Source organism: Kitasatospora sp. NPDC088160, from assembly GCF_044741445.1.
Classification (GTDB): Bacteria; Actinomycetota; Actinomycetes; order Streptomycetales; family Streptomycetaceae; genus Kitasatospora.
Genome location: NZ_JBIUSS010000025.1, coordinates 33,153 through 59,476, shown reverse-complemented (window position 1 = coordinate 59,476; position 26,324 = coordinate 33,153). Strand labels below are relative to the sequence as shown.

The window sequence follows — 26,324 nt, the reverse complement described above, 5'->3', positions numbered from 1 at the left end:
CCCAGCCGGGCGAGCGCCCGGCGGGCGCTGGGAGACGGCTATGAGCGAGATGATCGGTAGCCCCCTCGGTGGCAACGCGCTGAGCGCCCCCGGCCTGGCCGGACGGCCGCACACTCCCGTCGAGACCGTGCGGGAGGCCTACTCCTTCGCCTGCCTGCGATGCGGGTACGGCTGGGAGCAGGCGTACGACATCGAGCACCACGCCGGCAAGGACGGGCACGTCGTGTTCGAATACCACGCCAACGGTGTCCGGGTACCGTCCCCGCTGCTCAAGCCGACCTGCCCGGGGTGTGGCGGACACACCGTCCGGATCATGCGCGAGGGCCGGGTCGCCACCGCCGACCAGTCCTGGCACCACGCCCCCGGCTACCCGGCGCACGCCGAGCCGGCCGGGGCGGCCCCGGTGACCGACCCCGCGAAGCCGCGCGGACGCTGGGCCCGGTTCTGGTCGCGGCTGCTGGGCTGACCGCCGGCACCGGGAGCGCACCCGGGGGCCGCCCGCCGCGAGCAGCGCGGCGGGCGGCCCCCGCCGTCGCCGGCCGGGCGGCAATCCGTCGAGGGCGGCGGGCGGCAATCCGGTCGAGGGCTGCGGGCGGGCCCGACTAAGCTTTCCGACCATGGCGGCCACTGCAGACCACAGCACCACCGGGGCGACCGCCCCGGCGTACTACGTTTCCACCCCGATCTACTACGTCAACGATCGCCCGCACCTGGGCCACGCGTACACCACCGTGGCGGGCGACGTCCTCACCCGCTGGCACCGCCAGCGCGGCGAGAAGGTGTGGTACCTGACCGGCACCGACGAGCACGGTCAGAAGATCATGCGGACCGCCGAGGCCAACGGCGTCAGCCCGCAGGAGTGGTGCGACAAGCTGGTCGAAGAGGCCTGGAAGCCGCTCTGGGAGCACCTGGAGATCGCCAACGACGACTTCATCCGCACCACCCAGCAGCGCCACACCGACCGCGTGCAGGAGTTCGTCCAGGACCTGTACGACAAGGACGAGATCTACAAGGGCGGCTACTCCGGCCCGTACTGCGTCGGCTGCGAGGAGTTCAAGCTCCCGGCCGAACTGCTCGACGGCGCCACCGAGGACGAGAAGCTCTGCGCCGTGCACAAGCGGCCGGTCGAATGGCTGGAGGAGGAGAACTACTTCTTCCGCCTCTCCGCCTACGGCCCGAAGCTGCTGGAGTTCTACGCCGCCAACCCGGACTTCATCCAGCCGGCCTCGGCCCGCAACGAGGTGCTGCGCTTCGTCGAGCAGGACCTGAAGGACCTCTCGATCTCCCGCTCCACCTTCAACTGGGGCGTCCCGCTGCCCTGGGACGAGAAGCACGTCCTGTACGTGTGGGTGGACGCGCTGCAGAACTACATCACCGCGGCCGGCTACGGCAGCGACCCGGAGCGCTTCGCCGAACTGTGGCCGGCCTCCGTCCACCTGGTGGGCAAGGACATCCTGCGCTTCCACGCCGTGATCTGGCCCGCCATGCTGATGGCCGCGGGCCTGCCGCTGCCCAAGCGGGTCGTCGCCAACGGCTGGCTGATGGTCGGCGGCGAGAAGATGTCCAAGTCCAACCTGACCGGCATCTCGCCCACCGACCTCACCTCGCACTTCGGCGTGGACGCCTACCGCTACTACTTCCTGCGGGCGATCCCCTTCGGCACCGACGGCTCGTTCTCCTGGGAGGACTTCACCGCCCGGTACACCTCCGAACTCGCCAACGACTTCGGCAACCTGGCCTCCCGGGTCGCCGCCATGGTCGGCAAGTACTTCGACGGCGCGCTGCCGGCCGCCGCCGCCCCCGGTGACGCCGAGCAGGCCATCGCGGACGGCCTCGCCACGGCCCTCGCCACCGCCGACCGGAAGATCGGCGAGGAGCTGGACTTCGCCGGCGGCCTCGCGGCGATCTTCGAGTTCGTCAAGCAGGTCAACGGCTACCTCACCGAGCAGGAGCCGTGGAAGGTGGCCAAGGACGACTCGGAGCAGGGCCGGGCCCGCCTCGCCACCATCCTCTACACCGCCGCCGAGGCGCTGCGCGGCACCGCCGTCATGCTCAACCCGGTGATGCCGTCCACCGCCGAGAAGCTGTGGACCTCGCTCGGCGCCGAGGCCGGCCTCGGCGCGCTCGCCGCGCAGACCATCGCCACCACCGCCGACTGGGGCCGGCTGCCCGCCGGCAGCACCGTCACCAAGGGCGAGATCCTGTTCCCGCGCCTCGAAGAGAAGCCCGCCTCCTGATGTCTGCCAAGGACGACGCCCGGTCGACCCCGCCGCCACTGCCGGAACCCCTGGCCGTGGCGGTGGCCGACTCGCACACCCACCTCGACATGCAGGCCGGCACCCCGGCCGAGGGACTGGCCCGGGCCGCCTCGGTCGGGGTCACCACGGTCGTCCAGGTGGGCTGCGACGTGCCCGGCTCGCGCTGGGCCGCCGAACTGGCGGCCCAGTATGAGCAGGTGCACGCGGCCGTCGCCCTGCACCCCAACGAGGCGCCGCGGATCTTCCTCGGCGACGCGGACGGCTGGTCCGGCCAGCAGCGGAAGGCGGGCGGCGAGGCCGCGCTGGAGGAGGCGCTCGCCGAGATCGACCGGCTCGCCGCCCTCCCGCAGGTCCGCGCCGTCGGCGAGACCGGCCTCGACTACTTCCGCACCGGCCCCGAGGGCGTCGAGATCCAGAAGGAGTCGTTCCGCCGCCACATCGAGATGGCCAAGCGGCACGACAAGGCCCTGGTCATCCACGACCGCGACGCCCACGAGGACGTCATCGCCGTCCTGCTGGCGGAAGGCGCCCCCGAGCGGACGGTCTTCCACTGCTACTCCGGCGACGCCGAGATGGCCAAGGTCTGCGCCGAACACGGCTGGTACCTGTCCTTCGCCGGCCCGGTCACCTTCAAGGCCAACCAGCCGCTGCGCGACGCCCTCGCCGCCACCCCCCTCGACCGGGTCCTGGTCGAGACCGACGCGCCCTTCCTCACCCCCCACCCCTACCGCGGCCGGCCCAACGCCCCGTACCTCATCCCGGTCACCGTCCGCTCGATGGCCGGCACGCTGGGGCTGCACGAGGACGAGCTGTCCACGGCGATCGCGGAGAACACGGCCCGGGCCTTCGGGTACTGAGCCGGTCGAACGAAAGTCTGATTCCGGCGGAACGATTCGGCACTCCCGGCTGCTTCTTGGGCTGGCTAGCATGAGTGCAGTGAGGGAGGTGGCGATGACCGCCGAGCCGATCGACTGGATGCATCCGCCGTCCCAGGGCTGGACGTACGAGCAGGTCAAGGACCTCGACCTGCCGTTCGATTGGGAACTGGTGGACGGAGCCGTCGTGGTCCGAGGGATGGCGAAGTGGTGGCACGACCAGGTGCGCGATCAGCTGCTCATCAGGTTGTCCGGCGCGCGGACCACGCCTTACGTCGTGAACGCCGAGCGCTGCGTCCTGCTCGACGAATACAACACCTCCAAGCCCGACGTCGTCGTCATCGACAAGACCGGCCTCGACTTCTTCGAGCTGGAGTGCACCCCGCCCGAGTCGGTGGTCCTGGCGGTCGAGGTCGTATCACCCGGCTCCAGGGTCGTCGACCGTTTCCGCAAGCCAGGCCAGTACGCCGAGAAGAAGATCCCGTACTACTGGCGGGTCGAGCGCGGCCTCGACAACCTGCCGATCGTGCACGAGTTCCACCGGGACGATGAGAAGGGCGTCTACCTGCCCGTCGCCCAGCATGAGGGCGTGCTCCGCACCTCGGTGCCGTACCCCGTCGAGATCGACCTCGCCCAGGTCGTCGAACTCTGAGGGCCCCGCGCGCCCGTATCCTTGGCGCGTGAGCACCACCGACCCCACCCCTGACAGCCACCTGCTGGGCGCCGCCGACATTCGGGAGCTGGCGGCCGCGTTCGGCGTGAAGCCGACCAAGCAGCGCGGGCAGAACTTCGTCATCGACGGCAACACCGTGCGGCGGATCGTCCGGGCAGGCGGGGTGACGGCCGAGGACGCGGTGGTCGAGGTCGGCCCCGGGCTCGGGTCGCTGACGTTGGCGCTGCTGGAGGTGGCCGCGCACGTCACGGCGGTGGAGATCGACCCGGTACTGGCACAGCACCTGCCGGCGACCGTCGCGGCCCGGATGCCCGGCAAGGTCGACAGCTTCGACCTGGTGTTCAGCGACGCCATGGAGGTCACCGAGCTGCCCGGGCCGGCGCCCACCGCGCTGGTCGCCAACCTGCCGTACAACGTGGCCGTGCCCGTCCTGCTGCACATGCTGGCGACCTTCCCCAGTATCGAGCGCACCCTGGTGATGGTGCAGGCCGAGGTCGCCGACCGGCTCGCCGCCAAGCCCGGCAACAAGGTCTACGGCGTCCCGTCCGTCAAGGCCAACTGGTACGCCGACGTGAAGCGGTCCGGTGCCATCGGCCGGAACGTGTTCTGGCCCGCCCCCAACGTCGACTCCGGGCTGGTCTCGCTGATCCGCCGCGAGCCGCCGAAGACCACCGCCAGCCGCAGGGAGGTGTTCGCCGTCGTCGACGCCGCGTTCGCCCAGCGGCGCAAGACCCTGCGCGCCGCGCTGGCCGGCTGGGCCGGCTCCGCCGCCGGGGCCGAGCAGGCGCTCGCGGCGGCCGGGATCGACCACAAGCTGCGCGGCGAGATGCTCACGGTGGAGCAGTTCGCCGCGATCGCCGAGCACAAGCCGGTGATCTCCGAGCACGAGCCGGTGATCTCCGAGCACGAGCCGGTGATCTCCGAGCACGAGCCGGAGGCGGACTCCCAGTGATCACCGTGCGGGTTCCGGCCAAGGTCAACGTCCAGCTCGGGGTGGGCGGACTGCGCGCCGACGGGTTCCACGACCTGGCCAACGTGTTCTTCGCCGTCGCCCTCGGCGACGAGGTCACCGCCACGGCGGGGGAGGGCGTCACGCTCTCCTGCACCGGGCCGGACGCCCACGTCGTCCCCCTCGACGACAGCAACCTCGCCGCCCGCGCCGCCCGCCTGCTCGCCGCCCACCACGGCATCGCCGACCCCGGCGTGCACCTGCACATCGCCAAGGCCATCCCGGTCGCCGGCGGCATGGCCGGCGGCAGCGCCGACGGGGCCGCCGCGCTGGTCGCCTGCGACGCGCTCTGGCAGCTCGACACCGCCCTCGACACCCTCCTGGAGCTGGCCGCCGAACTCGGCTCCGACGTGCCGTTCGCCCTGCTCGGCGGCGTCGCGCTGGGCCTCGGCCGGGGCGAGATCCTGCAGCCGCTCACCGTCGACGGCGCCTTCCACTGGGTGTTCGCGGTCGCCGACGGCGGCCTCTCCACCCCCGCCGTCTTCCGCGAGTGCGACCGTCTGCGCGAGGAGGCCGGCACCGGCTCCAGCGACACCGACGTCCGCACCCCCGACGCCGACCCCGCGCTGCTCGCCGCCCTCGCCCAGGGCGATGCCGTCGCCCTGGCCGCCGCCCTCGCCAACGACCTCCAGCCCGCCGCCCTCTCGCTGCGGCCCGCGCTCGCCGCCACCCTGCGGGCCGGCACCGAGGCCGGCGCGCTCGGCGCCCTCGTCTCCGGCTCGGGGCCGACCTGCGCGTTCCTCGCCAAGGACGCCGACGCGGCCGCCGCCGTCGCCGAGGCGCTGCGGGCCTCCGGCACCTGCCGGACCGCGCACGCCACGTACGGGCCGGTGCCGGGGGCGGCGCTGGTGCCGTAGGGCCCGCCGGTGCCGGGGCGGCGCCCGCGTCGTAGGGACCCCGCTCGCGTCGTAGGGGCTTCGCCGGTTCGGGGCCCGCCGGTTTCGGGGCCCCCGCCGCCGCAGGCGGTGAGGGCGCTTCGGCGGGCCCATTAGGCTGGGGAGATCGGGGCGTCCCCGACAGGGGTGCCCGGCCGCGACCGGCGGGCCGCCCCGAGACCGCCAATCCCAGGAGCGCAGCAGACGTGGCCGTCAACCTCGCCACCATCGAGTCCGTCACGAAGGTCTACGGCACCCGCGCCCTCCTGGACGGAGTCAGCCTCGGCGTCAGCGAAGGCGACCGGATCGGCGTCGTCGGACGCAACGGCGACGGCAAGACCACCCTGATCCGGATGCTCGCCAAGCTGGAGGAGGCCGACAGCGGCCGGATCACCTGGAACGGCGGCCTCCAGCTGGCCGTCCTCACCCAGCACGACTCGCTCGACCCGACGGCCACCATCCGGCACGAGGTGATCGCCGACCGGGCCGACCACGAGTGGCTCGGCGACGCCCGCATCCGCGACATCGTCGAAGGCCTCTTCGGCGGCCTCGACCTGCCCGGCTTCGCCGACGGCCTCGACACCGTCATCGGCCCGCTCTCCGGCGGCGAGCGCCGCCGGATCGCCCTCGCCAAGCTGCTCCTCGGCTCGCCCGACCTGATCGTCCTCGACGAGCCCACCAACCACCTCGACGTCGAGGGCATCAACTGGCTCGCCCAGCACCTGCAGAAGCGCCGCTCCGCGCTGGTCTGCGTCACCCACGACCGCTGGTTCCTCGACCAGGTCTGCACCCGGATGTGGGACGTCCAGGGCGGCGCCGTGCACGAGTACGAGGGCGGCTACTCCGACTACGTCTTCGCCCGCGCCGAGCGCTCCCGGATCGAGGCCGTCGAGGAGCAGAAGCGCCAGAACCTCGCCCGCAAGGAACTCGCCTGGCTGCGCCGCGGCGCCCCCGCCCGCACCTCCAAGCCGCGCTACCGGATCGAGGCCGCCAACGCCCTGATCGCCGACGTGCCGGAGCCCCGGGACCGGTCCGAGCTGATGAAGTTCGCCAACGCGCGACTGGGCAGGACCGTCTTCGACCTGGAAGGCGTCACCGTCAAGGCCGGCCCCAAGCTGCTGCTGGAGAACCTCACCTGGCAGCTCGGCCCCGGCGAGCGGATCGGCCTGCTCGGCGTCAACGGCGCCGGCAAGACCTCGCTGCTGCGCGCCCTGCGCGACGCGTACGCCTCCGAGGGCGACGTGCAGCCCGCGTCGGGTCTGATCAAGGTCGGCAAGACGGTGCGGCTCGCCTACCTGTCGCAGGAGGTCGTCGAACTGGACCCGGCCATCCGGGTGCTCCAGGCCGTCGAGCAGGTCCGCTCGCGCGTCGACCTCGGCAAGGGCCGGGAGATGAGCGCCGGCCAGCTGTGCGAGCAGTTCGGCTTCGGCAAGGACAAGCAGTGGACGCCCGTCGGCGACCTGTCCGGCGGCGAGCGGCGGCGGCTCCAACTGCTGCGCCTGCTGATGGACGAGCCCAACGTGCTGTTCCTCGACGAGCCCACCAACGACCTCGACATCGAGACCCTCAACCAGCTGGAGGACCTGCTCGACGGCTGGCCCGGCTCGATGATCGTCATCAGCCACGACCGGTTCTTCATCGAGCGGACCACCGACGTCGTCCACGCGCTGCTCGGCGACCAGAAGATGCGGATGCTGCCGGGCGGCGTCGACGAGTACCTGGAGCGGCGGGCGCGGATGGCCGCCTCGATCGCCGCCGCCGCTTCGGCCGCGTCGGGTGCTTCGACCGCCTCGACCGCTTCGGCCGCGGCGTCCGGCGGCTCGGACGCCGGGACCGCCGCGTCGGCCCTGTCGGGCGGCGACCTGCGGGCGGCGAAGAAGGAGATGCAGAAGATGGAGCGGCAGATCGCCAAGCTGGACCAGAAGGAGTCCAAGCTGCACGCCCAACTCGCCGAGCACGCCGCCGACTTCTCCAAGGTCGCGGAGCTGGACGCGCAACTGCGCACCGTCCGGGAGGAGAAGGAGGAGCTGGAGCTGAGCTGGCTGGAGCTGGCCGAGCAGGTCTGAGCCCCGGTCGGAGTTCCGGCCGGAGTCCTGATCGGGGTTCTGGTTGGAGTTCTGGTCGGAGTCTTCTGGCCGGGACCGGGACTCCGGTCGGGCCCTACCGGGCCAGCAGGGCCTCCAGCTCGTCCGCCGCACGGCCCAGCGCACTGCGCGTCGGGTCGTGCGGCGCCGTCGGGCGGGCCGCCGCCCCGGTCGGCGGGCGGTGCTCGCGGGCCGCCGCCGTCAGCTCGTCCAGCGCCCGGCGCACCCGCCCCACCTCCGCCGGATCCGGCACCCGGCCGCCGTACCGCAGCTGCGCCGCGAACGCCGCCACCGCGCCGCCCAGCCGCTCCAACGCCGCCGTCGCCGGCAGCCACTGCTCCGCCAGCCGTCCCGTCGGCGGCGGCTCGGCCAGCCCCTGCCGCACCTCCTGGCGGGCGTCCTCCAACGCCCGGTACGCCGTACGGCGCAGCCACACCTCGGCCCGGCCCGCGTCCCCGGTGACCGCGTCCAGATAGGCCCGCAGCGCGGTGGCCGCGTCCACCAGCCGGGGCTCGATCCGGTGCCGCGGACGCTCCGGCCACAGCAGATAGCCGAAGAGCAGCACGATCGCGCTCGCGAGCACCGTGTCCAGCACCCGCGGCCAGAACTCGGCCGCGCTGCTCTGCCCGCCCAACTGGAGCAGGATCAACGCCATCGGCGTCATCGCCACCGTGTTCAGCCCGTAGTGCGCCGCCGTCGCGTACGGCAGCAGGGCCACGCAGAACGCGGCGATCGCCGTCAGTACCCACGCGTCGGTCGTGAGCGACACCACGGCCGCCGTGACCGCCACCCCGAGCACCGTGCCGACCGAGCGGCTCACCGCCCGCAGGAACACCGAACCGAGATCCGGCTTCAACACGAAGGCGATCGTCATCGGCACCCAGTAGCTCTTGCTGAGCGGGTAGCTGGCCGTCACCGCCGAACCGACCGCGATGCACAACGCCACCCGCAGCCCGTACCGGACCGAACCGCGCGACAGCAGCCGCACCCGCAGCCGCCACGGATCGGGCGGCGGTGCCGGGGCGGTACCGACCTCCGCCTCCCGGCCGGCCACGGTGTCGGCCGCCGCGCGCAACGCCACGTCCAGGGCCTGCCGGGACGGCGTGTCCGGCTGCCACTGCGGAACGGCGACCTCGCCGCCGCCCCGCCGGACCGCGTCCGCCAACCGGAGCGGTACCTCCGCGACCTCGGGCGGCACCGGCCGCCACGCCCACAACAGGCCCGTCGCCGCCTCGGTGGCGGCCAACGCCGCCTCGTACATCCGGCGCAGCCGAACCGTACGGGCGGACTCCGACCCCGGGCGGTGCGGTCGCGGGAGGAGGTCCTGCAACTGGTTCAACCGGGCCGTCAACACCTGGCGCGAAGCCGCGCCCTGCGGCGTGCCCAAATCGGCCAGCGTCCGGCCGAACGCCTCGTATGCGGCCGCCAGCGCACGGTTGCGCGGATCCGAGGCGGGACGGCGGTGCGCGCCCCCCGGTAGACCCAGCACCACCACGAACGCGGCACCCGCCAGCATCATCGGCGCCGCCGCCCACCACGGATCCGGCAACGGCATCCCGCTGCCCAACGCCGCCGACACCAGCAGCAGCATCCCCGCCGCCGAACCCCGCGGGCCCGTCGCACTCAGCGCGCCGGACGCGAACGCCGTGAACGTGAGCGCCGCACCGAGCACCACCGCCGAAACGTGCGTGTGCTGGAGGGAGGTGCCGATCAGCATGCCGAGCGCCGAAGCCAGCACCGCCGACGCGATCCGGGGCACCCGCAGGCCGCTCGGCTCCGCGCGGTCGTTCATCGTCGCGTGCATCGCGCCCAGACCGGCGAACACCCCCAGATCCAGCCGGTGCGCCAGCAGCCCTGCGGCCAGCGGCACCGCCATGCCCACCGCCGCGCGGGCCATCAGCGCCAGCGGCAACGGCGGCCGGGAAGGACGGGCGGCACGGGCCCACCAGGAGGGGGCGGACTCGTCTGCGGGCATCAGGTCACGTCCGTTCTGCGGCCAGGGGTCGCTGCTGTGCGACATTGCGCGGCAGATGGGGGCGTACCCGGTCCAACCGGGCGAGGCCAGTCTACCGGGGCCCGGCGCGACACCCCCGAGGGCCGCACGTGTCAAGTTCGTACCGATCCCGCACAGGCGGGCCAAGGGCCCTGCCGACCCGACAGGGGCGGTGGCTACGATTACGGAGGCGGAGACCGCCCCCAGGGCGGGCGGTGCACCGACCAGCACTGTACGACCGAGAAGTTGACGGTATGTTGCGGAGCGGCGGCCCCGGGGTTACCCCGAACCGCCGCCCGTACGGGGGAGAGGTGAACTGCTGTGGCAGGAGAGGTTCCACCGAACACGGGGGCCAGTCCGGACACGTCCGGTGACGTCACGCCATTTATGCTCAGCCACATGATGGGGTTCGGCCCCCTCGTCAGCACCGTGCAGACGAACGTCAGCGCCGCCGACCTGGTGTCCGCCTTCGGCAAGAAGGACGTCAAGGTCGAGCTCGACACGCTCACCGCGTTCGCCAAGAAGATCGAAGCCCTGCTCCAGGCCATGGAGGGCTCCCCGGCGGCCCCGTACAAACTCCAGGAACAGAAGCTGACCGGCGGAAGCTTCGCCAGCGCGGAGTTCGCCGAAGCGACGGCCCTGACCGCGGCCTACGACAAGGTGCACACCCAGCTCGTCAAGCTGCACAAGGACTTCGTGTCGCAGATCGAGGCGATGAAGACCGCGGTCGCGGCGACGGCGGGCAACTACTCGGCCAACGAGGACGACACGGCGGCCGCACAGAACGCCGTCGCGAAGAACGCGGGCGGCCCCACACCGCCGCGGGCCGGCGGCGAGGGCTTCTGATGGTGGTCGGCGAGGGCGCCCACGGGGAAACGGGGAGTAAGTAGTGGCAGACGGAACGAACTTCGAGGGCGTCGGACACGCCCAGCTCAAGAAAATGGTCCAGAGCACCGACCCCACGACGGTGCTGAGCCGCGGCACCCAGCTGCAGTCGGCCGGCCGTGTCCTGAAGGAACTCGGCGCGGCACTCAAATCGCACATCGGCAACGTCAGCTGGGAAGGGCCGGCCGCCGAGAGCTTCAAGACCTGGGCCGGCAACCTGCAGCAGTCTGCCGCGTTGCTCGGTGACTACTCCACAACCGCCGGCGACGCCATGCACCAGGCCGGTGAGGCACTCAGCACCGCCAAGGTGGCCGTGCCGGACGTGCCACACGACGATGTCGACATCGTCAAGACACGCTCGACCCAGGGGGCGCCCAACCAGTTGGCGCTCACGAGCGCCAACTTCACCCCGGCCGGGCCGACCACCGCCACCGTCGACGCCATGATGAAGAAGCAGAACTGCTCCTGGGTCACCGAGACGGAGGCTCTGGCCGCCTCCCAGCGGGTCTACAAGGCTCACCAGGAAGCCATCCACCAGATGGAGAAGCTGGGGCAGGCGTACGAAGCCGCGACGACGAAGCTGGCCGGGCTCGGGGACGTGGCTCTACCGGGCACGCCGGATGCGAGTAAGAGCCGAGACGATGTGTCGGATTATCCAAAGGGTGGCAGCTACGGCGGCTACGGCGGTTCCGTCCGCAGCCCTCGTACGGGCAGTGGCGTCACCACCAGAGGGAGTTACAGCCTGCCAGGTGGAACCTATGGTGGCGGCTCGGCTGCACCCCGCAACCTGGGGTCGAGCTCGCAAGGCCCGCTCGTGCCAGGCCACGCCGACCCGATTCCGCCGCGAAGCGGTGGCCAGGTGCCGCCGACGCCGGTGGGCCCGGGTTCCTCGACGCCTCCCTCTGTGTCGTCGGAACCCGTCCACCGTCCCGGTACCGGCCTCGACAGCCTGCCGACCGTGCCGACCCTGCCAGGTCAGACCGGCCCGCTCGGCCCCAGTGGTGGTGGAAGTCTCTCGCCTGACGGTCCGAGTGGGATTCCCGGATACCCGGGTGGTCCGGGTGGCGGCCCGGTGACCGGTTTCCCGGCCGGGGTCGGCGGTGGCTCGATCCCGGCCAAGGGTGGTGGCGGATCCGTCTCCGGCAGGGGCGGGGGCTCGATCCCCGCCCGTACGGCTCCGTTCGGCGGTGGCTCGGTGCCGGGGAAGTCCGGTGGCAGCCCGGGTCTGCCCAGCGGGACGGTCTTCGGCGCGCGCGAGGCCCAGGCAGGTCGGGCGGGAGCAGCCGGCAGCACGGGCGGGGTGGGCGGCATGCACCCAGGGATGGGTGGTGGTTCCGGAGTCGTTGGTTCGGGTGGCAGCTCGCGGGGCCGGGGTCTGACCTCGACCGGAGGGGGAGCGGTCGGCGGCCGCAAGGGACCGGCTGCTGGCGGGGAGTTCACGCCGGGTGGTACGGGCCTGCGTAACCGGGCGGCTGCTGCGGGAGTCGCCGAGGGTGAAGCCCGTTCGGGGCAGAACGGCATGATGGCCCCTGGAACGGCGGGTCACTCCGGGCGGAACGAGCGCGATCGCCGCAAGCGGGCCGACTACCTCCACGAGGACGAGGAGACCTGGACCAGCGGTACGCCGCACAGCAACCCGGACGTGATTGAGTAGGACGGCAACGACTGCCCGGCCACTGGGCTCTCCCGGTGGCCGGGCAGACCTGTTCGGGGCACGCTCCCCGGTCGACGGAGAGATTGACGAGGAGTTGCGATGGGGCGGACGAGCGCGCGCGCACGTTGGCGGATGTTCGCTGCGGCGCTTCTGGTGACGGGCGTCATGGCCGGTCCGGCGGCACCACTGGCGATCGCAGGCGATTCGATCCGCGAGGATCAATGGCATCTGGATGCCATGCATGCATCGGAGATGTGGAAGATCTCCAAGGGGGAGAGCGTTACCGTCGCAGTGATCGACGGCGGATTCAAGTTGGATCACCCGGATTTGATGGGGCAGTTTATTCCGGGTAAGGACTTCAGTGGAAGCCCTGGTGGCGTCGGATCCTATGCGGAGGGGCATGGTACGCAGATGGCCAGCCTCATTGCAGGGTCCGGAAAATCCGACGGTGGAAAAGGCGCTTACGGCCTTGCTCCTGGCGCTAAAATCCTTCCGTTGAAGATTTCCAACGGATCCGATGGGGCGGTGATTTCGTCCGATTTCCTTGGGCAGATTGGCCAGGCCGTCACCTATGCAGTCGAGCAAGGTGTCAAGGTCATCAACATTTCTCAGGGAACTTCTGCTGTCGCGACTCACCCTGAAGATGTTGCGAAGCTGAATACTATCCTGGCTTGGGCGCGAGCGAAGGGGTCGCTGGTAGTTTCCAGTGTCGGGAATTCAGCCCAGTCGGGAAATCTTGTGGAATATCCGGGCGCGCTCCCCAATGTTGTTGGAGTGGGGGCGGTCGGCCGCGATGTTATTGCGACATCGGAGTCACAGCAGGGTCCGCAGGTAGTCCTCGCAGCTCCTGGTGTCGATATGATCGAGGCTTGCACGGGGAAAACTGGATACTGCAAGAGTCATGGCACCTCGGATTCTGCTGCATTGGTGTCCGCCTCGGCTGCATTGATCTGGTCTATTCACAAGGATTGGTCGGCGAATCAGGTTCTGCGGGTGTTGATCAATACGGCCGGGAAGCCGACTGATGGATCCGTCCGCAACAACGATGTCGGTTATGGCGTAGTGCGGCCTCGGGTCGCTCTGGCGGACCCTGGTGATCCCGGCCCGGCGGACGTGTCTCCGGTTCCGGCGGCGGAGACTGCGCCTTCGGCCAGCCCGTCCGCGTCGGCGGGCCCGTCGGCGGCGCCGAGTTCGGCCGCCCCGAGTCCGAGTGAGGTGGCCGTGGGGGCGCCTCCGGTGGGGCCGGCGGCGGAGAAGTCCTCTGGCTTGGGTGGTGTGTTGCCGGTCGTGGCCGGTGTGGTGGGTGGGTTGGTGCTGGTCGCCGGTGTGGTGTTCGTCGTGCTGCGGCGGCGGAAGGCCAGCGGACAGCCTGCGGTGCCGCCGGGGGAGGACCCGTACGTGCGGTGATCCGGGGGCCTGCGCTGGTGTGCGCCTGCGGTGTTGAGCCGGGGGCGCGTGGGGTGGGGGTGTGCGCGGGGGTCACTCGGGTGGGGGCTGGTGGCGGGGCGGGCTGGTGTCCAGGGTGGTGGTATGGATGCGGAGGAAGCCCGGCGGGCGGGGCAGTTGAGGCGTGCGGCGGCTGCGGCGCTGATCGGTACGGCGATCGAGTTCTACGACTTCTTTTTGTACGGGACGGCGGCGGCCTTGGTGTTCGGGTCGGTGTTCTTTCCTGAACTGGGCACGGTGGGGGCGCTGTTGGCGGCGTTCTCGGTGTACGCGGTGGCGTTCCTGGCCCGGCCGCTGGGGGCGGTGGTGTTCGGGCATTTCGGGGACCGGGTGGGGCGGAAGGCGACGCTGGTGGTGTCGCTGTTGTTGATGGGGCTGTCGACGGCGGCGGTGGGGGTGTTGCCGGGGTTCGGGTCGTGGGGGTGGTGGGCGCCGGCGGCCCTGGTGGCGTTGCGGGTGTGTCAGGGCGTGGGGTTGGGCGGGGAGTGGGGCGGGGCGGCGCTGCTGATCGCGGAGAACGCGCCGGCCGGGCGGCGGGGGCGGTACGGGGCGTTCCTGCAGTTGGGGCCGACGAGCGGGTTCGTGTTGGCGAACGGGGTGTTCCTGGCGGTCCAACTCGGCCTGGACGAGCGGGCGTTCCGGGAGTGGGGCTGGCGGGTGCCGTTCCTGGCGTCGTTGGGGCTGGTGGCGGTGGGGCTGTTCGTGCGGCTGCGGTTGGAGGAGACGCCGCTGTTCCGGCCGGACGAGCCGAGGGACCGGGCGCCGGTGGTGGAGGTGTTGCGCGGGCACTGGCGCACGGTGCTGCTGGGCTGTGGGGCGATCACCGTGGGGTACGCGCTGTTCTACCTGACCACGACGTACGCGTTGGCGTACGCGACGTCCGGGCTCGGGGTGGCGAGTTCGCTGGTGCTGGTGATGCTGCTGGTGGGCGCGCTGGGCATGGGCGTGACGGTGTGGGTGAGCGCGTCGCGCAGTGACGGCTGGGGGCGGCGGCGGACGCTGTGCTGGGCGACGGGCCTGGCGGCGGGGTGGTCGCTGGTGCTGTTCCCGCTGCTGGAGACGGTGCGCCGGCCGTTGATGTTCGTGGCGCTGGCGGGTGCGCTGGTGGTGCTGGGGTGCCTGATGGGGCCGGTGGCGGCGTTCCTGCCGGAGTTGTTCCCGACCCGGGTGCGGTACACGGGTGCCGCGTTGACGTACAACCTGGGCGGCGTGGTGGGCGGGGCGACGACGCCGCTGGTGGCGACGCGGCTGACGGAGGCGTACGGGACGGCGGAGCCGGTCGGCTGGTACCTGGTGGGGCTGGGTGTGGTGGCGCTGGGGTGCCTGTGGCTGCTGCCGGAGACCGGTGGTGCGGAGTTGGGGGCGGTGGACGGCGGACGCCGCCGGGCGCCCCTCCTGGGGGCGGACCCGGCGGCGTAGGTGCCGACCGTGCGGTGCGGTCAGCCGGCGAGGGCGGCGCGGCCGGCCAGCACGACGGCGGTGTGCTGGGCGACCCGCTCGCCGAGGTGCTCGGCGGTCGCGATGTCGGCCTTGTGCACGGCCTCGGGGCCGGCGTCGGACGGGCTGGAGGCGGCGGCGCCGTTGAAGAAGCCGAGGCGGTTGAGGTCGTTCTCGGTGGCGGTGGTGGCGTTCCAGCCGGGCTTGAGGCCGAGGTTGACCCAGCTCATGCCGTGCTGGGCGGCGAGGGTCTGGAAGAAGCCGAGGGTGCCGGCCTTGTCGCCGCTCTTGGAGGCGGAGTTGGTGAAGCCGGCGGCGACCTTGTCCCGCCAGGCGTCGGAGAACCAGCGCTTGCTGGTGGCCTCGGCGAAGACGTGGAAGGCGCCGGAGGCGGTGCCCATGTAGGTGGGGGAGCCGAAGACGATCGCGTCCGCGGCGTCGAGCTGGGCCCACTGCTCGTCGGTGATGGTGTCGACGGCGATCGAGACGACCTCGGCGCCGGCGGCGGCGGCGCCGCGGGCGACGGCCTCGGCGATGACGGCGGTGTGGCCGTAGCCGGAGTGGTAGGCGAGGGCGACGGTCGGGCGGATGGCGGTCATGCGGGGGCACTCCTATACGGGTACGGGCAGGGGCAGGGGCAGGGCAACGCAGGCAAGGCAGGGGGAAGGCAAGGGGCGGCGAGGGCCTGCTGCCGCACCCCGGCCCGTCGACTGGTCTCTAATATAGACCAAGTCTCCATTGGTTACCAAGGGTGGATTGGAGACCGCGGGGCTACCCTGGACAGCATGACGACGGAGGAAGCGGCCCGGGCGGAGAGCGGCACCGGGCGGCAGGGGCAGGAACGGGAGGGCGGGCAGGACCGGGAGCAGGAGCTCGACGTCTTCGCCCAGCTCTGTCCCAGCCGCGCGATGTTCGCCGAACTGGCCGACAAGTGGTCGATGTTGATCCTGATGAGCCTCGCCGCCTGCGGGCAGCAGCGGTTCTCCGAACTGCAGCGCGGCGTCGGCGGGGTCAGCCGCAAGATGCTCACCCAGTCGCTGCGCAGTCTGGAGCGCAGCGGACTGGTGCGCCGCACCGTGTTCCCGGAGACGCCGCCGCGGGTGGTCTACGACCTGCTGCCGCTCGGCCGGGAGCTGGCTGTACTGCTGGCGCCGCTCGGCCGGTGGACGGAGCAGCGGACCGGGCAGATGCTGGCCGCCCGCGAGGAGTTCGACGAGACGCACGCCGAAGGCTGACCGCGCGCACGCCGAAGGCTGACCGCGCGCGCCGAGGGCTGGCCGGGCCCGCGCCGAGGGGCGGATGCCCGCCCGTCGGGGGGTCGGTCCGGCGTGCGCCGGGGCCGCGGACCCGATTTCCCTTCCTGGCCGCCAGCCGTGTAGTGTCTTCCTTGTTCGACCGGCCCGGCGAAAGCCCGGCAAGCCCCTATAGCTCAGTCGGTAGAGCGTCTCCATGGTAAGGAGAAGGTCTGCGGTTCGATTCCGCATGGGGGCTCCATTCGAAGGCCCTCGCTTCATGGCGAGGGCCTTTTGCTGTTCCCCGATCAGACCGTCGGGCCCGGTGCGGAGGCCGAGCGCGGCGGCCTAGCGGGTCGGGTACGGAATGCGCTGTGATGGTGCGTCATCGGCCGCCCGCCCATGGGGTGCGGGCGCGAGCCGAACCCCGACCGGGAGGGCGTCATGGGCGTTCGACTCGTGGTGGTCGACGATCACCGGCTGTTGGCCGAGGCGCTGGCCACGGCGTTGCAGCTGCGCGGCCACCGGGTGCTCGCGGTCGGCTGCCCGGCCGGGGTCGCGGCCGATCTGGTGGTCGGCCGGCGGCCGGAGGTGTGTCTGCTGGGGGTGTCCGCGCCGAGTGAGCCGGCGGCTTTCGACGGGCTGCGCCGGATCCGCCGGGAGCGTCCCGAGGTGGCCGTGATCGTGCTCGGTCCGGTGGGTGAACTGCGCGGTGTGGCGGGGGCGTTCGCGGCCGGGGCGGCGGGGTACGTGCCGAGCGACGAGCGGATCGGGGTGGTCGAGCGGGCGATCGGGCGGGCCCGGGCGGGCGAGGCGGCGGTGGCCGTGGACGTGCTGCGCGGGGCCTTCGACCAGTTGCTGCGGCCGGTCGCCGAGCCGGACGACGAGGCGGTGCGGCTGCTGCGGCTGCTGACCCGCCGTGAGGTGCAGGTGCTGGCCCGGATCGCGGACGGGGAGGACACGGCGGCGATCGCCGCCGGGATGCGGATCGCCGCGAGCACCGCCCGGACGCACGTCCAGCGGGTGCTGATGAAGCTCGGTGCGCGGACCCGGCTGGAGGCGGCCGCGGTGGCGGCCCGTACCGGGCTGCTGGAGCGGATGGCCGGCGGCTGAGGGGGGCTCGGGGTCCGTGAAACCGGCTCCCGGGCGGCCCGTTCACATGGTCCTGGGCACTCCGGCGGGCAGGGAGAATAGCCTCAGTCGTACACACGTCATCGACGGCCGCCGCTGACCGGCGGACCGTCGCCCGCTGGAGGTCTCATCATGAGTAAGTACCTGGTCACGGGTGGCGCCGGCTACGTCGGCAGCGTGGTGGCCGCCCACCTGCTGGAGGCGGGGCACCAGGTGACCGTCCTGGACGATCTCTCCACCGGTTTCCGCGAGGGCGTCCCGGTCGGTGCCGAGTTCGTCGAGGGTCGGGTCCAGGAGGCCGGCCGGGTGCTGGACGGTTCCTTCGACGGCGTGCTGCACTTCGCCGCCTCCTCGCAGGTCGGCGAGTCGGTCGTGGACCCGGAGAAGTACTGGCGCAACAACGTGGCGGGTTCGCTGGAGCTGGTCGCGGCGATGCGCGCGGCGGGTGTGCGCAAGCTGGTGTTCTCGTCCACCGCCGCCGTCTACGGCGAGCCGGAGGTCGTGCCGATCGCGGAGACCGCCCGCACCTCGCCGACCAACGCCTACGGCGCCACCAAGCTCGCCGTGGACCACCTGATCACCAGCGAGGCCGTCGCGCACGGCCTGGCCGCCGTCTCGCTGCGCTACTTCAACGTGGCCGGTGCGTACGGCGCGTACGGGGAGCGCCACGACCCCGAGTCGCACCTGATCCCGCTGGTGTTCCAGGCGGCGCTGGGTCAGCGCCCGCACATCGCGGTGTACGGCGAGGACTACCCGACCCCGGACGGCACCTGCATCCGCGACTACATCCACGTCGCGGACCTGGCCGACGCGCACCTGCTGGCGCTGGACGCGGCCAAGCCGGGCGAGCACCTGATCTGCAACCTGGGCAACGGCAGCGGCTTCTCGGTGCGCGAGGTGATCGAGTCGGTCCGGCGCGTCACCGGCCGGGAGATCCCGGTGCAGGCGGCCGGCCGCCGGGCCGGCGACCCGGCCGTGCTGGTGGCCTCGGCGGCCCGCGCCCACGAGGCGCTGGGCTGGACGCCGCGCCGCCCGAACCTGGACGACATCGTCGCCGACGCCTGGAAGTTCGCCCTGGAGAAGCACGGCAAGTAGGCCGCAGGACCCCGCAGGCGCCGCTCCCGGAGGTTCGGGGGCGGCGCCTCGGCGTTGCCCGCTTCGACCGGTGATGGCGTGAAATCCCGCCACTCGCGCACCTCCTGACGAAACTTCACCAAACCGCCACGAGGGGGTTTCCCGGCCCGTACGCTGAGTGCGGTACCGGTGGGGGCCGGCGCCCTTTTCGGCCTCACCGGCCACCGGTGGGCGGGCGGAGTGACGGGCCCAGACCGCGGGTGCCGGGGCCGGTCCCCGCCCCCGGGCTCGGGCCGGTCTGAGCAGGGGGGTAGTGACGATGGGGCGGATCCGCGTCCTGGTGGTCGACGACCACCGGATCTTCGCCGAGGCCCTGGCCGCGGCGCTCGCCGCCGAGCCCGACGTGGAGGTGGGGGCGGCCGGCAGCGGGGCCGCCGCCGAGCGGGCGCTGGAGCGTGCCGCCGTCGAGGGGCGGGCCTTCGACGTGGTCCTGATCGACGCCGACCTGGGGGCCGAGGGCACTGCTTCGGCGGGTGTCCGGAGCCGGCTCGGCCCGGACGCGGCCGACGCGGCCCGGCGGCGGCCGGCCCCGGCGGTGCCGCCGCCCCGCCACCCGGTCGGCCCGCCGGTGGCGCAGTCCGGCGGCCGCCCGGTGGACCTGCTGCGCCCGGGCGGGCGCGGCACGGAACCGGCCCGCTCCGACGCGTACCGGGCCGACCAGCTCAGAACCACGCCTCCGGCACCGGACGGCATCACCCTGCTCGCCCGGGTCCGCCGCGCCCATCCGGGGCTGCGGGCGGTCGTGCTGGCCGTCGCCGACGACCCGCACCGCGCCGCCCGGGCCCTGCACGCGGGCGCCACCGGCTGGGTGGCCAAGGAGAGTTCGCTGGCCCGGCTGCTCTCCGTGGTCCGGGGGGTGCTGCGGGACGAGACGCACCTGCCGCCCGCGCTGCTGACCGGGGTGATCCGCGAGCTGACCACCGCCCGGCGGGACCGCACCGAGAGCGAGCGGCTGGTCGACACCCTCACTCCGCGGGAGAAGCAGATCCTGCGCTGCATGGTCGCGGGCCTGGGCCGGCAGGCGGTCGCGGAGCGGCTCTACCTGTCGCCGCACACCGTCCGGACGCACATGCAGAACGTGCTCGGCAAGCTCGGGGTGCACTCCACGCTGGCCGCGGTGGCGGTGGCCCGCCGGGCCGGGGTCAGCCCGGCCGAGCCGGCCCTGCCGGCGCCGCCGTCCGTCGTGACCGCGGTGGACCGGACGTGAACTCCGGGGCGCGGATCAGCCCGGGATGTTGTCGAACGGGGCGACCAGCTGCCGCAGGAGCGCGGCGAGTTCGCCCTGCTGGCCGGAGCTGAGCTGGGCGAGCAGTTCGCGTTCGTGCGTGAGCAGTCCGGCGAGTGCCTGGTCGGCGCGGTCGCGGCCGTCGTCGGTGAGCCGGACGAGCACGCCGCGCCGGTCGTCCGGGTCGGGCAGGCGCTTGACCAGGCCCTTGCCGGTGAGGCGGTCGATGCGGTTGGTCATGGTGCCGGAGGTGACCAGGGTCTGGGTGAGCAGCTGGCCGGGGGAGAGCTGGTAGGGGGAGCCGGCCCGGCGCAGGGCGGTCAGGACGTCGAACTCCCAGGGCTCCAGCCCGTGCTCGGCGAAGGCGGTGCGGCGGGCGCGGTCGAGGTGCCGGGCGAGTCTGCTGACCCGGCTGAGTACCTCCAGCGGCTCCACGTCGAGGTCGGGGCGCTCTCGGCGCCACGCTGCGACCAGCCTGTCGACCTCGTCCTCCATGACGATCAGTGTATCGGTGGATGTGTCGATGTGAAGTCTCTTGACGTCGAGAAATGTGCCAGCAAGGCTACCTGGGATATCTTGATGTCGAGATACTTGTGAGGTGGACCATGACCAGTCCCGTCTGGGACCCGGCGCAGTACCTGCGCTTCGCGGACGAACGCACCCGTCCGCTGCGCGACCTGCTCGCCCGCGTCCCCGCCCTCCCGAACCCGAGCGATCCCGTGATCCTCGACATCGGCTGCGGCCCCGGCAACTCCACCGCCGTGCTGCGCGCACGCTGGCCGCACGCCCGCCTCACCGGCGTCGACAACTCCGCCCCGATGCTCGCCACCGCCCGCACCGACGGTGAGCCCACCGCCGACTACCTGCTCGCCGACGCCCGCGACTACGACCCGGCCCCGGCCGGACCCGACCTGATCGTCTCCAACGCCACGCTGCAGTGGATCGACGGCCACCTCGACCTCGTCCCGCGCTGGGCCGGCGCCCTGCCGCCCGGCGGCACCGTCGCCTTCCAGGTCCCCGGCAACTTCGACGCCCCCAGCCACACCCTGCTCGCCGAACTCCGGCGAAGCCCCCGCTGGCGCGGCCTCCTCGGCGACGACGCCGCCAGGGCCGGCGTCCACCCGCCCGAGCGCTATCTGGACGCCCTCACCGCCGCCGGCTGCGCGCCCGACGTCTGGGAGACCACCTACCGCACCCTGCTCCCGGGCCCGGACCCGGTCCTCGCCTGGGTCAAGGGCACCGCCCTGCGCCCCGTCCTCACCCAGCTGACCGACCCCGCCCGCCGAGCCGCCTTCCTCGCCGAGTACGGGGCGCTCCTGCGCGAGGCCTACCCGGCCGGGTCGCACGGCACCGTCTTCCCGTTCCGGCGGATCTTCGCCGTCGGGACCAGGGCCTGATGCGGGGCGGGAGGGCCGCCGGCCCTTCCGCCCGTCGGTCGCTCCTTCCGCCCGCCGGTCGGCCCTACCCCGCCGCCGGTTCGCCCGCAGGTCAGTCCTTGCGCCCGCCGACCAGCCTCGGGTGCCGCTCCAGGCCCTCCAGCCCGTGCCAGGCCAGGTTCACCAGGTGCGCCGCGACCTGCGCCTTGTCCGGCTTGCGGACCTCCAGCCACCACTGCCCGGTCAGCGCCACCATGCCGACCAGCATCTGCGAGTACATCGGGGCCAGTCGCGCGTCGAAGCCCCGGGACTTGAACTCCAGGCCGAGGATGTCCTCCACCTGCGTCGCGATGTCGCTGATCAGTGACGCGAAGGTGCCGGTCGACTGGGCCACCGGGGAGTCCCGGACCAGGATCCGGAAGCCGTCCGTCGAGGTGTCGATGTAGTCCATCAGCGCGAACGCGGCCTGCTCCAGCAGCTCCCGCGAGTGCCCGCCGGTCAGCGCCCCCGTGACCATGTCCAGCAGCAGTTGCATCTCGCGGTCCACCACCACCGCGTACAGCCCCTCCTTGCCGCCGAAGTGCTCGTACACCACCGGCTTCGACACCCCGGCCCGCTCGGCGATCTCCTCCACCGAGGTGCCGTCGTAGCCGCGCTCCGCGAACACCGTCCGGCCGATCTCCAGCAGCTGCTCCCGCCGCTGCTTGCCGGTCATCCGGACCCGCCCGCCCCGGCGGCGCGGCGCCGGGGCGGGCGCACCCCCCGAGGCGCCCCCGCCCGCCGGTGCAGCGGTTCGCGGACGGGCCGGCGCCGCGTCGGGCGCCGCGTCCGTCCGCGTGCTCTGGTGGCCGCCTGTGCTGTCTGCGCTGCTCCCGTTCACCCCTACATCATGCTGGAAGCGACGACTCATGCGGCGCGGCGGGCGGCGATCCGCTGCGCGTCCGGCCAACGGACGTCCCGGACCCAGCCGGCCAGCTCGAACCAGCGGATCAGCCGGGCCGAGGAGTCGATCTGCCCGCGCAGCACCCCGTGCCGGGCGGCCGTCGGGTCCGCGTGGTGCAGGTTGTGCCAGGACTCGCCGCAGGAGAGCACCGCCAGCCACCAGACGTTGCCCGAGCGGTCCCGGGAGCGGAACGGGCGGCGGCCGACGGCGTGGCAGATCGAGTTGATCGACCAGGTGACGTGGTGCAGCAGGGCCACCCGGACCAGCGATCCCCAGAAGAAGGCGGACAGCGCGCCCGACCAGGACAGCGTCACCAGCCCGCCGACCAGCGGGGGGAGCAGCAGCGAGATCATGGTCCAGAGCCAGAACAGCCGGGAGATCCGCCGTATGGCCGGATCGCGGACGAGGTCCGGCGCGTACGTGAGCTGCGGGGTCTGCTCCTCGTCGAACATCCAGCCCATGTGCGCCCACCACAGGCCCTTGAGCAGGGCCGGGAGGTTCTCCCCGTAGCGCCACGGCGAGTGCGGGTCGCCGTCCTTGTCGCTGAACCGGTGGTGCTTGCGGTGGTCGGCCACCCAGCGCACCAGCGGGCCCTCGACCGCCAGGCTGCCGGCGACCGCGAGGGCGAGCCGCATCGGGCGGTTGGCCTTGAACGCGCTGTGGGTGAAGTAGCGGTGGTAGCCGACGGTGATGCCGTGGCAGGTGAGGAAGTACATGGCGACGGTGATCGCCGCGTCCGTCCACCCCAGTCCCCACCCCCAGGCCACCGGCACGGCGGCCAGCAGCGCGGCGAACGGCAGGAGGATGAACAGCCCGAGCGCGAGCCGTTCGGCGAGGCCCTGCTTCTCCCCGCCGCGGGTGGCGGACAGTCGGGTGGCGGTGTCGGTGGGATCGGGGGATTCGGTGGGAAGCGCGGCGTTCCCCGCGCTCGGCTCGCCGGCCTTGGTGGTCATGGGCGTCCCTTTGCGGCATCCCTGTGCGGGAGGGAGGAGCGGAGGCTACGTTGGCGTAACCTACGGCATCGTAGGTTGCGCTCCGTGGCGAAGGGAACACGCCGCCGCACGGCGCTTGAGTGAATTCACCCGACTGGATGGATGAACCGGCGGCCCGGCTTGTTCGACCGTTCCCGGCGGATCGGGGCCTGCGGATCGCGGCAGTTGATACCCATGGCAGGGTCGACTCGGGTAGGGTCTGAGCAACCATCCGCCGTGGTGTAATGGCAGCACAGGGCCCTTTGGAGGCCTTTGTCTGGGTTCGAATCCTAGCGGCGGAGCCTCTGCACGCCTCAGGTTCGGGCGTACCGCCGAACCGCCGGTATTGTCGGTGCTGCTCGGCGGACTGTGCGAATGGCGACCGGCCTCGGTCCGGTCCGGGCCCGTTCTGCCCGCTCTGTGAACCGACCGAGGAGCCTCCCCGCATGGGTGCCAATTCGCTTGCCGCCGTTGTCGTGCTCGCCGCCGGTGGCGGGACCCGGATGAAGTCGAACAAGCTGCCCAAGGTGCTGCACGAGGTCTGCGGCCGGTCGCTGGTGGGTCATGCCGTCTCGGCGGCCAGCGAACTGACGCCGGAACAGCTCGTCGTGGTGGTCGGACACCAGCGGGAGCAGGTCCAGGAGCACCTCGCGGCGCACTACCCGGCGGCCCGTCCGGTGGTGCAGGAGGACCAGAAGGGCACCGGGCACGCGGTGCGCACGGCGCTGGAGGCGCTGGCCGTCGACGGCGTGGTGCTGGACGGCACGGTGATCGTCACCGCCGGGGACTCCCCGCTGCTGACCGGGGACACGCTGCGCCGCCTGGCGAAGGCCCACGCCGGCCAGGACAACGGGGTCACCGTCCTGACCGCCGTCGTCCCCGAGCCCTTCGGCTACGGCCGGATCCTGCGGGACGAGGACGGCACCGTCGCCGCGATCGTCGAGGAGCGGGACGCCACCGCCGTCCAGCGCTCGATCGCCGAGATCAACTCGGGCGTCTTCGCCTTCGACGCCAAGCTGCTGGTCGAGGCGCTGGCCGAGCTCACCACGGACAACTCGCAGGGCGAGGAGTACCTCACCGACACCCTGGAGATCCTGCGCACCGCCGGGCACCGGGTGGGCGCCGTGGTCGCGGAGGACCACCGGGACATCCTGGGCATCAACGACCGGGTGCAGCTCGCGCAGGCCCGCCGGCTGCTGAACGACCGCCTGCTGGAGCGGGCGATGCGGGCCGGCGTCACCGTGGTGGACCCGGCGACCACCTGGATCGACGTGCAGGTGACGTACGAGCCGGACGCCCTCGTGCTGCCGAACACCCAGCTGCAGGGTGCCACCCACCTGGGCGAGGGCTGCGAGGTCGGCCCGAACTCGACCCTGACGGACACCTTGATCGGCGCCGGTGCCCGTGTGAGCAACACCACGGCGGACCGTGCCGAGGTGGGCGAGCTGGCCACCGCCGGCCCGTACGCCTACCTGCGGCCGGGGGCCAAGCTGGCCCGCAAGGCGAAGGTCGGCACCTACGTCGAGGTGAAGAACTCCGAGCTGGGCGAGGGCGCCAAGGTGCCGCACCTCTCCTACATCGGGGACGCCACGATCGGCGAGGGCACCAACGTCGGCGCGGCCTCGGTCACCGTGAACTACGACGGCGTCAACAAGCACCGCACGGTGATCGGTGCGCACTGCCGCACCGGTTCCGACAACATGTTCATCGCCCCGGTGGCGATCGGGGACGGCGCCTACACCGCGGCCGGTTCGGTGATCACCACCGACGTCCCGCCGGGCGCGCTCGGAGTGAGCCGGGCGCACCAGCGCAACATCGAGGGCTGGGTGGAGCGCAAGCGCCCGGGGACCACCTCCGCGCAGGCCGCGAAGGCCGCGACGGACGGGGCCGCGGACGCCTGACGGGACGGGCGGGAGCCCGAGGGCGGTCCCGGGGCGGACGGTTTCTGCGTGGGCGCGTAACCTTGGGGTCATACGTGCGCCACTGGGCTTACGGCCCGTGTCCAGGCGTACCGACAATTCCCCCGACCCCGTGCGAGCCGGCTGCGCCTGCCCGCACGGGACGACGGGGTTCAGCGTCAGCAACGCGAGGAGACGGTGCAGTGAGCGGGATCACGACGTCGGGTGAGAAGAAACTCAAGCTCTTCTCCGGCCGTGCCCACCCGGAACTGGCGAGGGAGGTGGCCGAGGCGCTCGGGACCGAGCTCGTCCCGACCAAGGCCCTGGACTTCGCCAACGGCGAGATCTACGTCCGCTTCCTGGACTCGGCCCGCGGCGCGGACTGCTTCGTGATGCAGAGCCACACGGCTCCCATCAACCAGTGGATCATGGAACAGCTGATCATGATCGATGCGCTGAAGCGGGCCTCCGCCAAGAGCATCACCGCGATCCTGCCGTTCTACGGGTACGCCCGCCAGGACAAGAAGCACCTGGGCCGCGAGCCCATCTCGGCACGCCTGGTCGCCGACCTGCTGCGCCAGGCGGGCGCCGACCGGCTGATGGCCGTGGACCTGCACACCGCGCAGATCCAGGGCTTCTTCGACGGCCCGGTGGACCACCTGTTCGCGCTGCCGATGCTGGCGGACTACGTGGGCGGGAGGGTGGACCGCTCCAAGCTGACCATCGTGTCGCCGGACGCCGGCCGGGTGAAGGTGGCCGACCAGTGGTGCGACCGGCTGGACGCGCCGCTGGCGATCATCCACAAGCGCCGCGACATGACCCAGGCCAACACCATCCTGTCGGCCGAGGTCGTCGGTGACGTCAAGGACCGGGTCTGCGTCCTGGTCGACGACATGATCGACACCGCCGGCACGATCTGCGCTGCGGCCGACGCGCTGTTCGACAACGGTGCGGCGGACGTCCTGGTGGCGGCCACCCACGGCGTGCTCTCCGGCCCGGCCGCGGACCGGCTGAAGAACTCGCGGGTGAGCGAGTTCGTGTTCACCAACACGCTGCCGACCCCGGCGCAGATCCAGCTGGACAAGATCACCACGCTGTCCATCGCCCCCTCGATCGCGGCCGCGATCCGCGAGGTGTTCGAGGAGGGTTCGGTCACGAGCCTCTTCGAGGGCGTGCACTGACGAAGCCCGACGGCGGCGGCCCCGGTCCGGATCGGACCGGGGCC

The 26,324-nt window shown here is 72.3% G+C and carries 23 protein-coding genes and 2 tRNA genes; 20 read left to right on the top strand and 5 right to left on the bottom strand.

What is annotated here, in order from left to right:
* The first annotated feature begins 40 nt into the window (after positions 1 to 40).
* The 7 genes from ACIOGZ_RS32820 to ACIOGZ_RS32790 all read left to right on the top strand — a co-directional run bounded on the left by ACIOGZ_RS32820 (position 41) and on the right by ACIOGZ_RS32790 (position 7,756).
* The gene (locus ACIOGZ_RS32820; protein WP_363585339.1) at positions 41 to 466 is read left to right on the top strand and encodes a hypothetical protein; all 426 of its coding nucleotides are present in this window, start codon (positions 41 to 43) and stop codon (positions 464 to 466) included.
* Between the two features lie 151 nt (positions 467 to 617).
* On the top strand, positions 618 to 2,237 hold the full coding sequence (gene metG / locus ACIOGZ_RS32815) for a methionine--tRNA ligase (RefSeq protein ID WP_363619213.1): 1,620 nt from the start codon (positions 618 to 620) through the stop codon (positions 2,235 to 2,237).
* Positions 2,237 to 3,115, top strand: coding sequence for a TatD family hydrolase (locus ACIOGZ_RS32810; RefSeq protein WP_363585337.1), 879 nt, complete (start codon positions 2,237 to 2,239; stop codon positions 3,113 to 3,115). The genes metG and ACIOGZ_RS32810 overlap by 1 nt, the downstream gene beginning before the upstream one ends.
* A gap of 70 nt (positions 3,116 to 3,185) precedes the next feature.
* Complete coding sequence (locus ACIOGZ_RS32805; RefSeq protein WP_400809500.1) at positions 3,186 to 3,785, top strand: Uma2 family endonuclease; 600 nt, start codon at positions 3,186 to 3,188, stop codon at positions 3,783 to 3,785.
* Between the two features lie 28 nt (positions 3,786 to 3,813).
* Positions 3,814 to 4,758: a 16S rRNA (adenine(1518)-N(6)/adenine(1519)-N(6))-dimethyltransferase RsmA gene (gene rsmA, locus ACIOGZ_RS32800; protein WP_400809497.1), complete on the top strand. Its 945-nt coding sequence runs from the start codon at positions 3,814 to 3,816 to the stop codon at positions 4,756 to 4,758.
* Positions 4,755 to 5,672 (top strand): 4-(cytidine 5'-diphospho)-2-C-methyl-D-erythritol kinase, encoded by a 918-nt coding sequence (locus ACIOGZ_RS32795; protein WP_363630158.1) that lies wholly within the window; start codon positions 4,755 to 4,757, stop codon positions 5,670 to 5,672. The genes rsmA and ACIOGZ_RS32795 overlap by 4 nt, the downstream gene beginning before the upstream one ends.
* Before the next feature lie 224 nt (positions 5,673 to 5,896).
* Positions 5,897 to 7,756, top strand: coding sequence for an ABC-F family ATP-binding cassette domain-containing protein (locus tag ACIOGZ_RS32790; RefSeq protein WP_363585333.1), 1,860 nt, complete (start codon positions 5,897 to 5,899; stop codon positions 7,754 to 7,756).
* A gap of 94 nt (positions 7,757 to 7,850) precedes the next feature.
* Here the strand turns inward: ACIOGZ_RS32790 and ACIOGZ_RS32785 are convergent, their stop codons facing one another.
* Positions 7,851 to 9,749, bottom strand: a complete 1,899-nt coding sequence (locus ACIOGZ_RS32785; protein ID WP_400988692.1) for an FUSC family protein — start codon at positions 9,747 to 9,749, stop codon at positions 7,851 to 7,853.
* Positions 9,750 to 10,166: 417 nt separating this feature from the next.
* On the opposite strand from ACIOGZ_RS32785, the gene ACIOGZ_RS32780 reads away from it, so the two are divergent.
* The 4 genes from ACIOGZ_RS32780 (at position 10,167) to ACIOGZ_RS32765 (ending at position 15,171) form a co-directional block, all read left to right on the top strand.
* Positions 10,167 to 10,613: a hypothetical protein gene (locus tag ACIOGZ_RS32780; RefSeq protein ID WP_363585331.1), complete on the top strand. Its 447-nt coding sequence runs from the start codon at positions 10,167 to 10,169 to the stop codon at positions 10,611 to 10,613.
* 43 nt (positions 10,614 to 10,656) lie between these two features.
* Positions 10,657 to 12,306, top strand: a complete 1,650-nt coding sequence (locus ACIOGZ_RS32775; protein ID WP_400988690.1) for a WXG100 family type VII secretion target — start codon at positions 10,657 to 10,659, stop codon at positions 12,304 to 12,306.
* A gap of 99 nt (positions 12,307 to 12,405) precedes the next feature.
* Entirely contained in the window at positions 12,406 to 13,713 is a 1,308-nt protein-coding gene (locus ACIOGZ_RS32770; protein ID WP_400988688.1) for a S8 family serine peptidase, read from the top strand.
* Between the two features lie 123 nt (positions 13,714 to 13,836).
* Entirely contained in the window at positions 13,837 to 15,171 is a 1,335-nt protein-coding gene (locus ACIOGZ_RS32765) for an MFS transporter (RefSeq protein ID WP_363630166.1), read from the top strand.
* A 20-nt stretch (positions 15,172 to 15,191) separates the two neighbouring features.
* On the opposite strand, the gene ACIOGZ_RS32760 is transcribed toward ACIOGZ_RS32765, so the two are convergent.
* Positions 15,192 to 15,788, bottom strand: coding sequence for a flavodoxin family protein (locus tag ACIOGZ_RS32760; RefSeq protein ID WP_400988685.1), 597 nt, complete (start codon positions 15,786 to 15,788; stop codon positions 15,192 to 15,194).
* 186 nt (positions 15,789 to 15,974) lie between these two features.
* Here ACIOGZ_RS32760 and ACIOGZ_RS32755 point away from each other — a divergent pair, with 186 nt between their 5' ends.
* The 5 genes from ACIOGZ_RS32755 (at position 15,975) to ACIOGZ_RS32735 (ending at position 19,893) form a co-directional block, all read left to right on the top strand.
* On the top strand, positions 15,975 to 16,424 hold the full coding sequence (locus tag ACIOGZ_RS32755; protein WP_363585326.1) for a helix-turn-helix domain-containing protein: 450 nt from the start codon (positions 15,975 to 15,977) through the stop codon (positions 16,422 to 16,424).
* A gap of 183 nt (positions 16,425 to 16,607) precedes the next feature.
* Positions 16,608 to 16,683, top strand: a tRNA-Thr gene (locus ACIOGZ_RS32750).
* A gap of 182 nt (positions 16,684 to 16,865) precedes the next feature.
* Positions 16,866 to 17,534, top strand: coding sequence for a LuxR C-terminal-related transcriptional regulator (locus ACIOGZ_RS32745; protein WP_363585325.1), 669 nt, complete (start codon positions 16,866 to 16,868; stop codon positions 17,532 to 17,534).
* Positions 17,535 to 17,684: 150 nt separating this feature from the next.
* On the top strand, positions 17,685 to 18,647 hold the full coding sequence (gene galE, locus ACIOGZ_RS32740; protein ID WP_350877731.1) for a UDP-glucose 4-epimerase GalE: 963 nt from the start codon (positions 17,685 to 17,687) through the stop codon (positions 18,645 to 18,647).
* Between the two features lie 298 nt (positions 18,648 to 18,945).
* Positions 18,946 to 19,893 (top strand): LuxR C-terminal-related transcriptional regulator, encoded by a 948-nt coding sequence (locus ACIOGZ_RS32735; RefSeq protein WP_400809476.1) that lies wholly within the window; start codon positions 18,946 to 18,948, stop codon positions 19,891 to 19,893.
* Positions 19,894 to 19,908: 15 nt separating this feature from the next.
* Here ACIOGZ_RS32735 and ACIOGZ_RS32730 read toward each other — a convergent pair whose 3' ends face one another.
* Complete coding sequence (locus tag ACIOGZ_RS32730) at positions 19,909 to 20,406, bottom strand: MarR family transcriptional regulator (RefSeq protein ID WP_363585323.1); 498 nt, start codon at positions 20,404 to 20,406, stop codon at positions 19,909 to 19,911.
* A 110-nt stretch (positions 20,407 to 20,516) separates the two neighbouring features.
* Between ACIOGZ_RS32730 and ACIOGZ_RS32725 the strand changes: the two genes are divergently transcribed.
* A complete protein-coding gene (locus ACIOGZ_RS32725; RefSeq protein ID WP_400988683.1) occupies positions 20,517 to 21,308 on the top strand; it encodes a methyltransferase domain-containing protein in 792 nt (263 codons plus the stop codon).
* A 91-nt stretch (positions 21,309 to 21,399) separates the two neighbouring features.
* Here ACIOGZ_RS32725 and ACIOGZ_RS32720 read toward each other — a convergent pair whose 3' ends face one another.
* Together ACIOGZ_RS32720 and ACIOGZ_RS32715 are read right to left on the bottom strand one after the other, a co-directional pair.
* Positions 21,400 to 22,167 carry a TetR/AcrR family transcriptional regulator gene (locus ACIOGZ_RS32720; protein WP_079135661.1) on the bottom strand — a complete coding sequence of 256 codons (768 nt, stop codon included), beginning with the start codon at positions 22,165 to 22,167 and terminating at the stop codon, positions 21,400 to 21,402.
* Between the two features lie 26 nt (positions 22,168 to 22,193).
* A complete protein-coding gene (locus ACIOGZ_RS32715; RefSeq protein ID WP_400988682.1) occupies positions 22,194 to 23,183 on the bottom strand; it encodes an acyl-CoA desaturase in 990 nt (329 codons plus the stop codon).
* A 249-nt stretch (positions 23,184 to 23,432) separates the two neighbouring features.
* Here ACIOGZ_RS32715 and ACIOGZ_RS32710 point away from each other — a divergent pair.
* The 3 genes from ACIOGZ_RS32710 to ACIOGZ_RS32700 all read left to right on the top strand — a co-directional run bounded on the left by ACIOGZ_RS32710 (position 23,433) and on the right by ACIOGZ_RS32700 (position 26,280).
* Positions 23,433 to 23,503, top strand: a tRNA-Gln gene (locus ACIOGZ_RS32710).
* 144 nt (positions 23,504 to 23,647) lie between these two features.
* Positions 23,648 to 25,102, top strand: coding sequence for a bifunctional UDP-N-acetylglucosamine diphosphorylase/glucosamine-1-phosphate N-acetyltransferase GlmU (gene glmU, locus ACIOGZ_RS32705; protein WP_400988680.1), 1,455 nt, complete (start codon positions 23,648 to 23,650; stop codon positions 25,100 to 25,102).
* Between the two features lie 200 nt (positions 25,103 to 25,302).
* The gene (locus ACIOGZ_RS32700) at positions 25,303 to 26,280 is read left to right on the top strand and encodes a ribose-phosphate diphosphokinase (RefSeq protein WP_350877737.1); all 978 of its coding nucleotides are present in this window, start codon (positions 25,303 to 25,305) and stop codon (positions 26,278 to 26,280) included.
* Positions 26,281 to 26,324: the final 44 nt, after the last annotated feature.